We start from the raw sequence: 13,065 nt of genomic DNA on the forward strand, positions 1-13,065 counted from the left end.
GGTGCAAACCCGGTGGTTGCCGGGAGTCTCCCCGTTACGCAGTGGTGCGCTGGGCCGGGGTCACGCCGTACACCAAACGCAGGATCGCATCCGTGAGGGTGTCGATCAGCTCGTCCGGATCGTGCGCCGTGGGGTTGGCGAAGGCGTCGGCGAACGTGGTGAGCCGCAGGTTGATCGCCATGGTGGCGAGCAGCGTGGGCGATCCGTCGACGGTCAGGCCGGCCTTGGCGTCGCGTTCGATGCGCTGCCGGAAGGCGGTGCAGCCGTTGTTGACCACGCGCTCGCGCACCTGCATCACCTCGGGGCCGGGATCGGGGGCGAGGAACACCTCGCGCATCCAGCGGCCGTCGACCAGCCAGCGCTGGAACGACCCCACCAGCCCCTGTCGCAACGCGTCCCGGTCGAGGCCGTCGGACTCCAGCCAGCGGCCCATGTCGGCGTCGGTCAGCCCGATCGACTGGTCGCACAGCGCGGCCAGCAGCGCGGGCTTGGACTCGAAGTAGAAGTAGAACCCGGACCGGGCGATGCCGGCCGCGCCGGCCAGCTCGTCGATGGTCACCTGACCGATCGGTTTCTCGCGCAGCACCACCTTGGCGGCGTCGAGCAGAGCTTGCTCCCTCTGATCGCCCTTGGTGGGCGCGCGGCGGCTTCCGATGGCAGGCACGAGGCGATCCTACCCAGACGTGTCCCGTGCATTCGACGTCACATCACTTATTTTCGACACTGTGTTGAGAATGCTCGGCAGCGAGTCTAGGTTCGGTCTCATGCCAACCCAGTCATCACGCATGGCCCTACCGGTGTCGTGCTACGTCGTGCTATTGGTCTCGGCTCTGCAGACCCTGGTCGTGCCGGTCGTCGCCAACATCCAGGCCGACCTGGGCGTCTCCGCCACCTCGGCGAGCTGGGTGGTGACCGCGAACCTGCTGGCCGCGGCCGTGCTCACCCCGATGCTCGGCCGCCTCGGCGACCTCTACGGCCGCCGCCCGGTGATGCTGGGCGTGCTGGTGGTCGTGCTGGCCGGCTCGGTGCTGGCCGCCACCACGTCGAGCCTGCCGCTGCTGCTGGTCGGCCGGGTCGCGCAGGCCGCCAGCTTCGGCCTGTTCCCGCTGTCGATCGGCGTGCTCCGCGAGGAGCTGCCGCCGGCCCGGCTGACCGGCGCGATGGCCACGGTCAGCGGCATGCTGGCGGTCGGCGCCGGCATCGGCCTGACCGTCACCGGCCTGCTGATGCAGCACGGCGGCGACTACCACCAGCTGTTCTGGCTGGCCACCGCGCTGAGCGCGATCGGCGTGGCCGGTGTCTGGACGCTGCCGAAGCGCGCGGCGGTGGCGACCGGCCGGCTCGACTGGATCGGCGCCGGCCTGCTCGGCCTCGGCCTGGTGCTGCTGCTCATGCCGCTTGAGGAGGGCAACAGCTGGGGCTGGGGCTCGGCCAAGGTGATCGGGTGCCTGATCGCCGCCGTGGTCGTGCTGGCGGTCTTCCTGCTCGCCGAGCGCCGGATCACCCAGCCCCTCGTCACCACCCGGATGCTGACCCACCGGCCGTTGGTGATCGCCAACGTGGCCGGCCTGTTCCTCGGCTTCGCGATGTTCGCCATCTTCCTGGCCGTCTCCTACCTGGTGCAGACCCCGCCGTCGATCACCGGCTACGGCTTCGGCTCGACCGTCCTCGCCGCCAGCGTCGTCTACCTGCTCCCCGGCAGCATCGCCGGCGTGGTCACCGCCCCGCTCGGCGGCCGCCTGGTCGGCCGCTTCGGCCCGAAGACCACCCTGATCACCGCCGCACTGCTGGCCGCGGCCGGCTTCGGGATGCTGATCGTGCTGCACTCGGCGACCTGGCAGATCATCGTCGGCGCGTTCGCGGTCAACACCGCGGTCATGTTCGGCTACGCGGCCCTGCCCGCCCTGCTCATCGCGAACGTCTCCCCCGCCGAGACCGGCATCGCCAACAGCGTGAATTCGATCGCCCGCTCGATCGGCATGTCCCTGGGCACCGCATTCGTGGTGACCATGCTGACCCGAAACCTGATCCCCGGCGCCCCGGTGGCCCTGCCCCAGGAGTCCCAGTACACAACGATCTTCGCGATCGGCGCGATCTTCGGCGTACTGGCCGCGGCCCTGGTCGCCTGGGCCCTCCCCCGCTCCCGCCCGACCAACCTGACGGTGCGGGAGGCCGAGGAGGAGGAGATCTTCGGCGCGGCCGGCCTGGCCGTCCCCGCCGACCTGATCGCCAAGCAGACGACCTGACCTGTTTCTGCCGGGGCCGCCGGCCGGACCGGCCGGCGGCCATGACTATGGTCATCGATATGTGGAATCTACGGGGGATTCTTCCGCCATCCGGGCTGCCCCGGCAGCTCGCCACCCAGTCGGCGCTCGCCGCGGTCGGCTGGGGTATCTATCTCACCGGCAGCGTCGTCTTCTTCAGCAGCTATGTCGGGCTGACCGCGGTCCAGATCGGTCTCGGGTTCTCGGTGGCCGGGTTGGTCGGGCTGGTCGGGGCGATTCCGCTCGGGCATCTCGCCGACCGGATCGGCGGGAAACGCGCCTGGGTGGCCGGCTACCTGGTGGGGATCGCGGCCTTTCTCGCCTATCCGATGGTCCGCGGCTTCTGGCCGTTCGTGCTGGTGGTGGCGGTTCAGGCAGCCTCGCAGGCGATGACCGACGCCGGGCGGGCGGTCTACACCGCGGCGGCGGTGCCGGCGGAGATCCGGGTGCGGACCATGGCGTACGTGCGGGCCTATCTCAACGCCGGGTTCACCGTCGGGGCCGGGATCGGGGCCGCTGCCATCGCGCTCGACTCGCGGCCCGGGCTGCTCATTCTGGTGCTGGCGAACGCGGCCGGGACGGCGGTGAGCGCGTTCTTCGTGTCGCGGATGCCCGCCGTGCACGCCTCGGCCGCCGGTGCGGATCGGCCGCGGGTGCAGCCGTGGCGGGTGTTGCGCGATCATCCGTACACCGCAATGACCTCGATTTTTGCTGTTATCTACGCCGCCGATGTGTTGTTCGGGACGGTGGTGCCACTGTGGGCGATCACCCGCACCGATGCGCCGAAGCCGGTGCTCGGCGGGCTGTTCGCGCTCAACACCATCCTCGCCGTGCTGCTGCAGGTGCCGGCCACCAAGGGCGCGGACAGCATGGGCGGGTCGGCGCGCCTGACCCGATGGGCGGCCCTCGCCACCGCGGTGGCCTGCCCGGTTTTCCTGCTCAGCGCCTACAGCAGCGGGTGGGTGACGATCGCGATCCTCGCCCTCGGTGTGGTGCTGCTGACCGCGACCGAGCTGTGGTCGTCGGCCGCGGGCTGGTATTTCCTCACCGAGGTTCCGCCGCCCGGACAGCGCGGCATCTACAGCGGCGCGAAGCGGTCGCTCACCGGCATCACCCAGATGATCGGGCCGGCGTCGCTGACGTTCCTGGCAGTGCACACCGGCGGCTGGGGCTGGTGGGTGATCGCGGCGCTGTTCGGCGCGGCGACGCTGGCCACCGGGCCGGCGGTCGCCTGGGTCGCCCGCACCCCGCGGACCGTGCTCAGCGAACCACAGCCACAGGGCACTTAGCGTAGGCGGCGACGTGCTGGCTGACCGAGCCCAGCACCAGGCCGGCGAAGCCGCCGTGCCCGCGGTTGCCGACCACCAGCAGGTCGGCGCCTTCCGACTCCTCGATCAGCACCTTGGCCGGGCGGCCCTGCTTGACGTGCGGGACGACCCGGACCGCCGGGTCGTCGCCCAGCTCCTCCTTGATGACCTGGTTGATGAGCGGGAACGCACTGCTGATGATGAACCTCGGGTTCTTCGGCGTTGCAGTTCAGCTTCGGCCTCACCCAGTCGGCGGTGAACCCCCTGTTCCTGCTGATCGGCGCGAGCCCCGACCAGCTACCGATCCTGAACCTGGCCGGCCCGGTGACCGGCCTGATCATCCAGCCGCTGATCGGCGCGATCAGCGACCGCACCTGGCATCCACGGTGGGGCCGGCGGCGGCCGTTCATCACGGCCGGTGCGCTGCTCTGCGCGGTGATCCTGTTCCTCTTCCCGTTCGTCGGGGTGCTGTGGCTCGGCGTGATCTGCTTCTGGCTGCTCGACGTCGGCAACAACACGTCGATGGAGCCGTACCGGGCATTCATCTCCGACCGACTACCGAAATCCCAGTTGGCGCGCGGCTTCCTGACCCAGAGCATGTTCACCGGCGCCGGTGCCGTACTCGCCAATGTCTCGCTCTTCGTCCTGCAAAAGGTCGACACACTCGACAAGACCGCGGGCAACGGCGTGCCGTACTGGATGTTCGTGTGCTTCATGATCGGCACGTTCTGCATCCTCCTCACGGTCCTGACCGCGATGGCCCGCACCAGAGAGCTGACGCCGTCGGACGAAGACCTGGCGGAGATCCGAACTGCGCCTCGGGGCGCGGCCGACGCCGTACGGGAAATTGCTTCTGCGGTAAGGGCGATGCCGGTCGCCATGCACAAGATCGGCGTGGTTTTCGTTTTCCAGTGGTATGCGATGTTCATCTATTGGCAGTTCCTCGCGGTCAGCCTCGGCGAGACCGTCTTCAAGGCCAACCCCGAGCAAGGGGGTACGGCGTGGGACGAGGCCATCGCCTGGAGCGGCCTGCAGAACGGCGCTTACAACTTCGTCACCATGATTTCCGCCCTGTTCCTGGTCGTTGTGGCCCAACGGATCGGGGCGAAGCGGGTGCATGCGATCGCACTCGGGCTGGCGGCGTTGTCGCTGGTGTGGCTCTCCACCATCGACAACCGGTATCTGGCCCTGGTCCCGATGATCGGCGTCGGCATTTTCTGGGCGAGCGCGGTCGGCGTGCCCTATCTGATGGTGGCGAGCATGGTGCCGGCCAAGCGAACCGGCGTCTACATGGGCATCCTGAACATGATGATCGTGGTCCCGATGCTGGTGCAGACGGTGACGTTCGGCTGGATTTTCCAGCATTGGCTGGGCGGCAAGGGCAGCAACGCGATCCTGCTGGCCGGGGTTTTGCTGGGCGTCGGCGCCGTTGCGATGCGGTGGGTGAACCCGCCGTCCGAGGCCGACGAGTCGCCGATCATGCCGCTCGGCGGAAAGCGTTCGATCACGGTTTACGACCGCGTGGTTGTCGGGTCGGATGGAACGCCTACGAGCCTTTACGCCGTCGATCGGGCGGCCGAGGTGGCGCAGGCCGCGCAGGCTCGCCTTGTGGTAGTGACCGCCTATCGCTCCGCCGTTCCGGCCACGTCGCCCGCTTCCGGGCACCGGGACATTCATGGCGTCGACGCGGCCCGGGAGGCCTTGGACAAATCGGTCACGGCGTTGACTCGGGAACGGGCGCGCTTCATCGACCAGCGTCTTGTCGAAGGTGATCCGGCGCAGGCATTGCTGGACGCGGTCGGCAACAACCCGGCGAAATCTGATCGTCGTCGGAAACCGCGGCCTGGGTGCGGACGAGGGGCAGATGCTCGGGTCGGTGCCGGCCGGGGTCGTCCGCCGGGCCGTCTGTGATGTCCTGGTTGTTCAGACCTCAGCTTTGGACGAGGAGCGGGTGTTCTCGCCGTCGCCCCCATCACCTTGATATTGGTGGATGCGCAGCACGCTCGGTGGTGCAATCATCACGACATGAGGCGGCGATCATTGGCCGACGTCCTCGGCCGACGCTACGACGAATACTTCAGCGACCACGATCCCGTGCCGTTCGAGGTCGTATCCCACGACGGCACCACCCACTCCTTCGGCGTCGCCACGACCGAGCCACCACGCTTCACCCTGCTGGTGCTCGATTCCGCCGGCCACGATGCCCTGGCTTCCCTGGACCAGTTGCAGGTGGCCCTCGCGTACCTGCGGGGCCACCTGGACGTCGACGGCGACCTGGCCGCCGTGCTGAACATGCGCAACTTCTTCTCCGACATCCACCCCATCGCCTTCCTGGGCCGCTGGTTGCCGTCGCTGTGGCACGGCCGCACCGACCACGACCGCCGGGCGATTTCCCAGCACTACGACGAGGACTCGGAGTTCTTCCTGACGTTCCTCGATTCCCGGCATCGCTGCTACACCCAGGGCGTCTTCGCATCGGATGACGAGCCCCTCGAAGACGCGATGACCCGGAAGATGGACCTGGCGCTCGACGCCATCCAGGTCAAGCCCGGGGATCGGGTGCTCGAGGTCGGCGGCGGTTGGGGTGCCTTCTCCGAGCACGCGGCCGAACGCGGCATCAACGTCACCACCGTGACGCTGGCCGTCGAGTCGGAGCGGTTCCTCAACGACCTGTTCGCCCGCAAGCAACTGCCGGTGACCGTGGTCCGGGAGCACATCCTGCGCTACCAGTCGGCCGAGCCGTTCGACGCGATCGTCAACATGGGCGTCACCGAGCACCTGCCCGATTACCGGGCGACACTGCGGACCTACGAGCGGTTGCTGCGGCCGGGCGGGCGGGTTTACCTGGACGCGCTGGCCATGCGGCGAAAGCACACGTCGTCGACGTTCTTCAAGAAGTACGTGTATCCGGGCCGGTCAGCTCCCCTGCTGCTGCACTCGTACCTGCGGCAGGTGGCCCACTCACCGTTCGAACTCCTGAACGTCGAGGACGACCGCCACAACTACTTCCTCACGTGCCGCGCGTGGGCGGAGCGGCTGGACGCCCGCAAGGAGGAGATCGTCGCGCAGTGGGGCGACGAGCTGTACCGGCGGTTCCGGATCTTCCTCTGGGGCTCGGCGTCCGGCTTCGACACCCGCATGGTCCAGGCCTACCGCTGGACCCTGCAACGCGAGCCGGCCTGACCTGCCACCCGCTGGTCGCCGACCAGCGGGTGGCATCGTGCATTGACGCACATCTTTAGGCTGGCAACGTGTTCGACGAGTCAGCCAGTGCGGCCCTGCAACGGATCGACGAGTGGGAGCAATCGCTTACTCGCCGCGCCGAGCACGCGCGAAAACTCGCCGAGCGGGCAGCGGCGATCTCGGCGACCGCACGCAGCGAGGACGATCTGATCGAGGTCACCGTCGGCGCCGAGGGCCAGATCGAACGCCTTCATCTGGACGAACGAACCCGCCGGCAACCGGCTGAAGACACCGCGCGCCAAATCCTGGAAACGCTCAATGCGGCCAAGGCCAAGATGATCGAGCAGTTCGACGAGGCCGTCAGCGAAACGGTCGGCGCGGACAGCGAGACCGGACGGACGCTCGTAGCCGGGCTGCGTCGCCGCCTCGGGCAGACCGGCCAATGACCTCGCCGGGCGCCTTCGAGGTCAACTCCGCCTCCCTGGCGACCCACGCGGGCGAGATGGACCAGATCGGTGACGGCCTGACCACCGCGGCCGTCGCCGTTCAGACCGTGCAGACCGACGTCGAGGCGTACGGCCAGCTCTGTCAGTTCATCCCGGTCCTGCTCAACGGCCTCCAGCAGATCATGGCCGACGGCATGACCACCGCCGCCACGTCGGCGCACGAGACTGCCGATTCGCTGCGCGCGGTGGCCACCGCCTACGACAACGCCGACAACAACGCGGCCGGCCGCCTGCGGAACACCCGGTGAGGCCGCCGCTCGTCGCGGTGGCGGATCCCAGCGGATCGACGGACCCGTGGGCCGGGGTGTGGATCGCCGAGGACATCGAGGCGATCCTGGCCGGCGTCAGGAGCGGAAGCTGGATCGACGTCACGCTCGGCGCCGCCTCCGCCGGCCTCGACACGCTGGCCTTCATCTCCGACCCGATCGGCAGCCTCCTCCAGTACGGCGTGGCGTGGATCCTCGAACACGTCAAGCCGCTCTCCGAGGCGCTGGACTGGCTCGCCGGCTCTCCCGCCCAGATCGCCGCACACGCCCAGACGTGGCGCAACGTGCCCGGCGCGCTCCGCGACCGCTCCAGCGACCTGGCCCAGGCGGTGCGCTGGGGCACCAGCGAATGGACCGGAAGCGCCGCCGACGCGTACCGAGTGTGGACCGGCCAGCAGAAGGACGCCGTCGGCGCGTTGGCGTCCGCCGCCGACACCATGGCGGTAATCACCGAGGGCGCCGGCATGCTGGTCGCCGGCGTACGCATGATGGTCCGCGACGCGATCGCCGTGCTGGTGTCCCGCTTGCTCACCTACGCCGCCGAGGAGATCTTCAGCTTCGGCGGCGCGACACCGCTGGTGGTCGAGCAGGTGAGCACCCTGTGCGCATCGTGGGGCGCACGCATCGCCAAGTGGCTGCGCAGCCTGATCAGCAGCCTCGAACACCTACGCGGCCTGGCCGGCAAGATCAGTTCCGCGATCGAGGCGATCAAGAAGCTGCTGAGCCGGCTGACCGGCGGCCGCGACCTCGGCGTGACCAGCCCGTCCGGCAAGCCCGACCCGGGCCGTAAACCTCGTGGAGAGCGCACCGATGCGCATCCGACCAGGAAGAAAGACCGAGGACTACGCCGGGAGAACGAGTCGGCGGACATCCTTTCGCAGCACGGCTACGACGTCGAGCAGAACCCTCCGAGAAACGCCAACGGCAAGGATCCCGATTACCGCATCGAGGGCGAGTATTTCGACAACTACGCTCCCAGCAGCGCGAAGCTCGACACCATCCGCGACGAGATCAGCGGCAAGGTCAAAGAGGGACAGACCGAGCGGGTCGTTCTCAATTTGGACGACTGTCCCCGGTCAGCCGACGAGATACGCGCGGTGCTGGAGCGCAAACCCGTCGCCAACCTCAAAGAGATTCTGGTAGTCAAGGACGGCAAGTTTTTGCCGTTCTACCCGTTCAGCTGAAGGCAACCTCGGAAGGCGCCATGGCAATCGAGTACACGTTCTACAGCGCGGCGGATCTGAGCACCGACAGGCTCCGCTCGATGATCGCCGCCGTGATCGCTGGAACGATCATGCCGGACGGCAGCCTGACGCGAGAGGGGCTCTGGACGACGGCACACCGAGTAGAGCCGGGCGATGAGGCGACCGCACCGCCGTTGTTCGGCTTCACACACCGGCTCAGCGTGCGATTCCGCTTCTCGGCGACCAGGCGCGACCTCGAGGAACACAACACCGCCCTCATGGTCGGAGCGGTCCTCGCTCTCGCCCAGGCCGACGGGGTCCTGTTGTTCAACGGCGAGGAGGCCGTCCTGCAGTGCGTGAACGGCGAAGCAACATTCGCCGCCGACTGGGACGGCTGGGACGACATGCCCGAGGTGGCGGCGCTACAGGCCGGTCGCAGAACCGCACACCTCGCCCAGCCCCTCCTCTGACCGCAGTGAGTGACGACAGATGGCAGTCGAATACACCTGGTACGGCGACTCCGAACTCGACACCCCTACCCTGCGCGCGTTCATAGCCATGGCGACAGGCGGCGACCAGCATAAGGACGGCACCGTCTTCCTTCCGGGCATGTATGTCTCCTCGCTTGGTGTCTTGGACGATGAAGCCAACCCGGCGATGAGCCTGTTCGGCTTCGAGGACCGTATCCGAGCCACGTTCCGCTTCTCGGCACGCGCAGACACACCCACGACGGAACATGCGGCCGCGCTGATGGTCCGGACGGTGATCGCCTTCGCTTCGCGATTCGGCGGTCGCGGAGTACTCCTCTTCAACGGCGAGATCGCCGTTCTGCAGTACGACGACGACGGGGTTGTTCTGGCCTCTGACTGGGAGGAATGGCCGGAGAACAGCGAGATCGCGCCGCTGCTCACCCAGTTTCCGAGCCGGGTTCTCGCGCAACCATTGCTCTAGGCACTCGTGAATGGCCACCAGCAGCGTGACGCAATGACGCAGTGATTACATCATGTATCATCGCCTAATGCTCTTCCCTGTCCCCCAGCTGAACGATGTCGACCAGGCAGTACTGGCCGACATTGAGGGAATGCGCCAGAAGCTGCGTCATCAGGTTCAAGCCAACCCCGCCAAATGGACCCTCGGGCTTCGCAAATACCTGACGGCTGACGCCGTGGCCGCGTCCAACTCCATCGAGGGGTTCCGGGTCTCCACCGTCGACGTCCAGGATCTGATGGATGGCGAGCGCGACGTCGAGGTCTCCGACGAGAACCGGGACGAGACCCTCGCCTACCAACAGATGATGACCTATGTGCAGACGCTGCACGACGTCGCCGACTTCTCGTACAGCAAGGGCCTGCTGAACGCGCTGCACTGGATGCTGCAAGGGCATCGGCACACCGTGCGCAAGCCAGCGGGGCAGTGGCGCCGCGGCCCGGTATACGTCACCGACCCGCGGGACCCCAGCATCGCCGCTTATACGGCGCCCGACGCGGCTGACGTTCCGGCCCTCATGGACGAGCTGATAGCGTGGCTGAACACCGAGGACGGCTCACACCCGCTTATCCGCGCTGCCATGGCGCACCTGAACCTCGTGTCGATCCACCCGTGGGCCGACGGCAACGGCCGCATGTCCCGGTCGATGCAAACCCTGATGATCGCCCGGGAAGGTGTGCTCGCCCCCGAGTTCTCCTCCATCGAGGCGTGGCTGGGCCGGCCCGGCAACACCTGGGAGTACTACCGGGAGTTACAGCACCGAGGTGCCACCTACCTCCCCGACCAGGACGTGTCGGGGTGGATTCGGTTCAACCTCACGGCGTACCACCAGCAGGCGCAGACCGTGCAGGGCCGGATGAATCGGTCGGCCGCGGTATGGGACCTGCTCTCTTCGTTCGTGTCTTCGAAGGGCTTGGACGAGCGGGTCGTCTCCGCCCTGCACGACGTCGCCGTGGTCGGCCGGATTCGCCGGGCCCGCTACGAGCAGGCCGAAGGCCTGACCCTGCAACAAGCTCAGCGCGACCTACGTGACCTGGCCACGGCCGGTCTTCTCGAGTCCGTGGGGCGCACCCGAGCTCGCTACTACACGGCCGGGCCGGGCTTTCCCGAGCAGATGCTGGAGATCGCCCGCAAACCACAGACTTTGACCGCGCCCTACCCAAATTCAGCCGCCTGACCGCGTTGAGCTCGTTGCGTTATTGGTCCGGCCTGGGCGGCGTCCCGGTCGAGATCGGGAAGGTCCAGCTCGTGACCGCATCACCGACAGCACCGATGCTCGGACCGGCCCGACCTTCACCGGCGACGCGGATTTCCTCGGCTGGTATGAGCGCTGGCTCGACGCCGTACTGTCGGGCGCCGCTCACTTCCGATGATCCTTGCCTATGGTCAGCGCAGCCGTCGCGCCAGGGCGGGAATCATGACCGCCGCGGCGACGAGGTGCAGCCCGACGAGAGCGGTGATGGTGGCAGCGTCTGCCCCGCAGAGGAATGGCGGGACGAGCGAGATCGCCGTCAGCGACAGTGCCGTCCACATGAATCGGACAGCAGGGCGGACGCTCCACCGACGAAGAGCGACCGCAATAACGACGCCCAGGACCGAGAAGAAGCCGGTCACCACGGCGAACCCGGGCAACGGAATCGACTCGCCACCGTCGGGAATCTGGAAGTCGACGCCGAGGGCTTGGGCAAGCGCCGCGGCGAGGGTGGTGGCCACCATCGCCACGAGCACGGCAAGAAGGCCGGTGCCGAGGAGCCGGCCTGCGCCGACCCTGGTGTCATTCGCGAGCGTCTGCACCGGGACTACTCCGTGCCATCCGCAGGCAGGCGGTCCGGCAGCCCGAGCCGCGCGAACCGGTCGCTGTGGAAGGTGAAGATCTCGGTGATCGCCCCGCCGGTGACGCGCAGGACGTCGAGCGTCAGCGGCAGATACGCACCCTCCCGCTTCTGCCATAGGTAGAACGCAACGGCCGGCTGCCGGTTCACCGAGGTGGCGACTCCGCGCAGGCCCGTCATGCCCTCGAAGCCGTCCTCGATCCAGCCGCGCACGACCACGTGCACATGCAGCTCCCGCCGATGCCGCTCCGCCAGCCCGGTAAACGCCGGCTCGTCGACCTCACCAAGACCACTCACGCCCAGTTCCTCCAGCCGCAGGTCCACACCCATCGCCGTACATCCTTCCGCTCCGTCATGTTCCGTCGTAGGTATGACGGCCACGGGCGCAGGAACTCATCACCGGAGCCGGTCGGGCCGAATGACGATGGTGCTCACGGTCGCGTCGCCCCAGATCGTGGCGGTGAGAATCATCGGCTCGTGCAGCGAAAGCATGGTGAACTCGGGGACGAATTGCCTGGTGAAATGCGATCCAACGACGCTGCGACGCCGAGAACCGCCTGCGCCTCTTGGTCGAGCAGGCCGGATTCGCGGCCATCGACGCCAGCCAGGGCCTCGCCCACGAGCAGCGGGTGCTGCGCCTGCGCCGGATCCTCACGGCCGGCCCGGTGCCGCTGCGCGATGCGGCGGCCACTCGCCCTGCTCACCGCCGTCGTGGGGCCCCCGCGGGTGCGCCTTGCCTATCACGGCGATTTCGACTGGCCGGGCACGGCGATCGCGGATCGGGTCATGGCACGGTTCGGGGCGGAACCCTGGCGGTTCCGCGCCGGCGACTACCGGCGGGCGGTCGCCCGGGCGCAAGCGCTCGGAACACCGGGCCAGGCTCTCGTCGGGCGGGTGGCAGAGACCCGCTGGGATCCCGAACTCGCCGAGGCGATGCTGAAGAGCGGAATCGCCATCCACGAGGAAGCAGTCATCGGCGAGTTCCTACCGGATCTCGTTCAGCAGCCGGTGATGAGGAGTGCGGCACGAACCTTCTCGTCACGGAGAAGTTCCACCACATCGGGCACGTCAGCGAAAACGACGGCGGCGCCCGGCTGATTCACCTGCCGAAGCATCGCCTGGCACACATCGGCACAGGGCTGCTCACGGATCATGTGCAACAGCTCAGCGAGCCGGTAGCCATTGTCGCCACGGACTGCGCCCGGCAAGGACCGGAGACACAGAACCACCACCTGATACACGTTCTGTCGCGCCCGAGCCAGCGCGAACCGGTTCAAACCGCAGACCTCGATGGTCTGGCGGCCCTTCTCGGTCAGCGCTCGGTATTCACCGACGGACAGCGACAGCATCAGGTGTTCGAACGGATCTTCGGCTGACGGATCGATAAGCAATGGTCGCTGGTGCTCATCCACCGGGAAGCGCTCGCGCTTGTGGTGACTGTTGCAATTCGCGCAGGCGAGAAGGTGGTTGAGCCAGTCGAAAGTGCGCATCGGGGCACGCGCCATCGGCTCATGGTGGTCGATGCCCGTGCCGAAG

17 protein-coding genes are annotated in these 13,065 nt (G+C 67.8%); 12 read left to right on the forward strand and 5 right to left on the reverse strand.

All coding sequences use genetic code 11. The features are described 5' to 3' along the window. Nucleotides 1-34: 34 nt before the first annotated feature. Nucleotides 35-664 (reverse strand): TetR/AcrR family transcriptional regulator, encoded by a 630-nt coding sequence (locus Adu01nite_RS42325; protein WP_203735022.1) that lies wholly within the window; start codon nt 662-664, stop codon nt 35-37. Between the two features lie 148 nt (nt 665-812). Between Adu01nite_RS42325 and Adu01nite_RS42330 the strand changes: the two genes are divergently transcribed. Then, nucleotides 813-2,246: an MFS transporter gene (locus Adu01nite_RS42330; protein ID WP_239133135.1), complete on the forward strand. Its 1,434-nt coding sequence runs from the start codon at nt 813-815 to the stop codon at nt 2,244-2,246. A 59-nt stretch (nt 2,247-2,305) separates the two neighbouring features. After that, nucleotides 2,306-3,553, forward strand: a complete 1,248-nt coding sequence (locus tag Adu01nite_RS42335) for an MFS transporter (RefSeq protein ID WP_203735024.1) — start codon at nt 2,306-2,308, stop codon at nt 3,551-3,553. Here the strand turns inward: Adu01nite_RS42335 and Adu01nite_RS42340 are convergent. After that, nucleotides 3,525-3,773: a universal stress protein gene (locus Adu01nite_RS42340; protein WP_203735038.1), complete on the reverse strand. Its 249-nt coding sequence runs from the start codon at nt 3,771-3,773 to the stop codon at nt 3,525-3,527. The genes Adu01nite_RS42335 and Adu01nite_RS42340 overlap by 29 nt on opposite strands. A gap of 20 nt (nt 3,774-3,793) precedes the next feature. On the opposite strand from Adu01nite_RS42340, the gene Adu01nite_RS42345 reads away from it, so the two are divergent. From Adu01nite_RS42345 to Adu01nite_RS42380, 9 genes are all read left to right on the forward strand, one after another. Continuing rightward, entirely contained in the window at nt 3,794-5,482 is a 1,689-nt protein-coding gene (locus Adu01nite_RS42345; RefSeq protein ID WP_203735025.1) for an MFS transporter, read from the forward strand. Then, the gene (locus tag Adu01nite_RS49005; RefSeq protein WP_369076832.1) at nt 5,436-5,552 is read left to right on the forward strand and encodes a hypothetical protein; all 117 of its coding nucleotides are present in this window, start codon (nt 5,436-5,438) and stop codon (nt 5,550-5,552) included. The genes Adu01nite_RS42345 and Adu01nite_RS49005 overlap by 47 nt, the downstream gene beginning before the upstream one ends. Before the next feature lie 44 nt (nt 5,553-5,596). Then, nucleotides 5,597-6,754 (forward strand): class I SAM-dependent methyltransferase, encoded by a 1,158-nt coding sequence (locus Adu01nite_RS42350; RefSeq protein ID WP_203735026.1) that lies wholly within the window; start codon nt 5,597-5,599, stop codon nt 6,752-6,754. A gap of 68 nt (nt 6,755-6,822) precedes the next feature. Beyond that, a complete protein-coding gene (locus Adu01nite_RS42355) occupies nt 6,823-7,200 on the forward strand; it encodes a YbaB/EbfC family nucleoid-associated protein (RefSeq protein ID WP_203735027.1) in 378 nt (125 codons plus the stop codon). Beyond that, nucleotides 7,197-7,508: a type VII secretion target gene (locus Adu01nite_RS42360; protein WP_203735028.1), complete on the forward strand. Its 312-nt coding sequence runs from the start codon at nt 7,197-7,199 to the stop codon at nt 7,506-7,508. Before Adu01nite_RS42355 ends, Adu01nite_RS42360 begins: the two co-directional genes overlap by 4 nt. Next, nucleotides 7,505-8,710 carry a CdiA C-terminal domain-containing protein gene (locus Adu01nite_RS42365; protein WP_203735029.1) on the forward strand — a complete coding sequence of 402 codons (1,206 nt, stop codon included), beginning with the start codon at nt 7,505-7,507 and terminating at the stop codon, nt 8,708-8,710. Before Adu01nite_RS42360 ends, Adu01nite_RS42365 begins: the two co-directional genes overlap by 4 nt. 20 nt (nt 8,711-8,730) lie before the next feature. After that, on the forward strand, nt 8,731-9,180 hold the full coding sequence (locus tag Adu01nite_RS42370; protein ID WP_203735030.1) for a SitI3 family protein: 450 nt from the start codon (nt 8,731-8,733) through the stop codon (nt 9,178-9,180). A 19-nt stretch (nt 9,181-9,199) separates the two neighbouring features. After that, on the forward strand, nt 9,200-9,661 hold the full coding sequence (locus tag Adu01nite_RS42375) for a SitI3 family protein (RefSeq protein WP_203735031.1): 462 nt from the start codon (nt 9,200-9,202) through the stop codon (nt 9,659-9,661). A 67-nt stretch (nt 9,662-9,728) separates the two neighbouring features. After that, nucleotides 9,729-10,874 carry a Fic family protein gene (locus tag Adu01nite_RS42380; RefSeq protein WP_203735032.1) on the forward strand — a complete coding sequence of 382 codons (1,146 nt, stop codon included), beginning with the start codon at nt 9,729-9,731 and terminating at the stop codon, nt 10,872-10,874. A 209-nt stretch (nt 10,875-11,083) separates the two neighbouring features. Here Adu01nite_RS42380 and Adu01nite_RS42385 read toward each other — a convergent pair whose 3' ends face one another. Then, nucleotides 11,084-11,491, reverse strand: a complete 408-nt coding sequence (locus Adu01nite_RS42385) for a DUF6069 family protein (RefSeq protein WP_203735033.1) — start codon at nt 11,489-11,491, stop codon at nt 11,084-11,086. Nucleotides 11,492-11,496: 5 nt separating this feature from the next. Further along, a complete protein-coding gene (locus Adu01nite_RS42390) occupies nt 11,497-11,859 on the reverse strand; it encodes a sigma-70 family RNA polymerase sigma factor family protein (RefSeq protein WP_239133136.1) in 363 nt (120 codons plus the stop codon). 348 nt (nt 11,860-12,207) lie between these two features. Between Adu01nite_RS42390 and Adu01nite_RS49010 the strand changes: the two genes are divergently transcribed. Then, nucleotides 12,208-12,627 carry a DUF2399 domain-containing protein gene (locus tag Adu01nite_RS49010; RefSeq protein WP_203735034.1) on the forward strand — a complete coding sequence of 140 codons (420 nt, stop codon included), beginning with the start codon at nt 12,208-12,210 and terminating at the stop codon, nt 12,625-12,627. On the opposite strand, the gene Adu01nite_RS42400 is transcribed toward Adu01nite_RS49010, so the two are convergent. After that, nucleotides 12,528-13,065 (reverse strand): hypothetical protein (locus Adu01nite_RS42400; protein ID WP_203735035.1); only part of this gene is annotated, 538 nt, incomplete at its 5' end. The genes Adu01nite_RS49010 and Adu01nite_RS42400 overlap by 100 nt on opposite strands.

The sequence above is a fragment of the Paractinoplanes durhamensis genome (genome assembly GCF_016862175.1).
GTDB classification, from domain to species: Bacteria; Actinomycetota; Actinomycetes; order Mycobacteriales; family Micromonosporaceae; genus Actinoplanes; species Actinoplanes durhamensis.

Bases quoted from the DNA above. Each gene is read 5' to 3' on its own strand.
- Adu01nite_RS42335 (WP_203735024.1), top strand. From the start codon at position 2,306: ATGTGGAATCTACGGGGGATTCTTCCGCCATCCGGGCTGCCCCGGCAG.
- Adu01nite_RS49005 (WP_369076832.1), top strand. From the start codon at position 5,436: ATGCTCGGGTCGGTGCCGGCCGGGGTCGTCCGCCGGGCCGTCTGTGAT.
- Adu01nite_RS42350 (WP_203735026.1), top strand. From the start codon at position 5,597: ATGAGGCGGCGATCATTGGCCGACGTCCTCGGCCGACGCTACGACGAA.
- Adu01nite_RS42360 (WP_203735028.1), top strand. From the start codon at position 7,197: ATGACCTCGCCGGGCGCCTTCGAGGTCAACTCCGCCTCCCTGGCGACC.
- Adu01nite_RS42370 (WP_203735030.1), top strand. From the start codon at position 8,731: ATGGCAATCGAGTACACGTTCTACAGCGCGGCGGATCTGAGCACCGAC.
- Adu01nite_RS42375 (WP_203735031.1), top strand. From the start codon at position 9,200: ATGGCAGTCGAATACACCTGGTACGGCGACTCCGAACTCGACACCCCT.
- Adu01nite_RS42380 (WP_203735032.1), top strand. From the start codon at position 9,729: ATGCTCTTCCCTGTCCCCCAGCTGAACGATGTCGACCAGGCAGTACTG.
- Adu01nite_RS42390 (WP_239133136.1), bottom strand. From the start codon at position 11,859: ATGGGTGTGGACCTGCGGCTGGAGGAACTGGGCGTGAGTGGTCTTGGT.
- Adu01nite_RS49010 (WP_203735034.1), top strand. From the start codon at position 12,208: ATGCGGCGGCCACTCGCCCTGCTCACCGCCGTCGTGGGGCCCCCGCGG.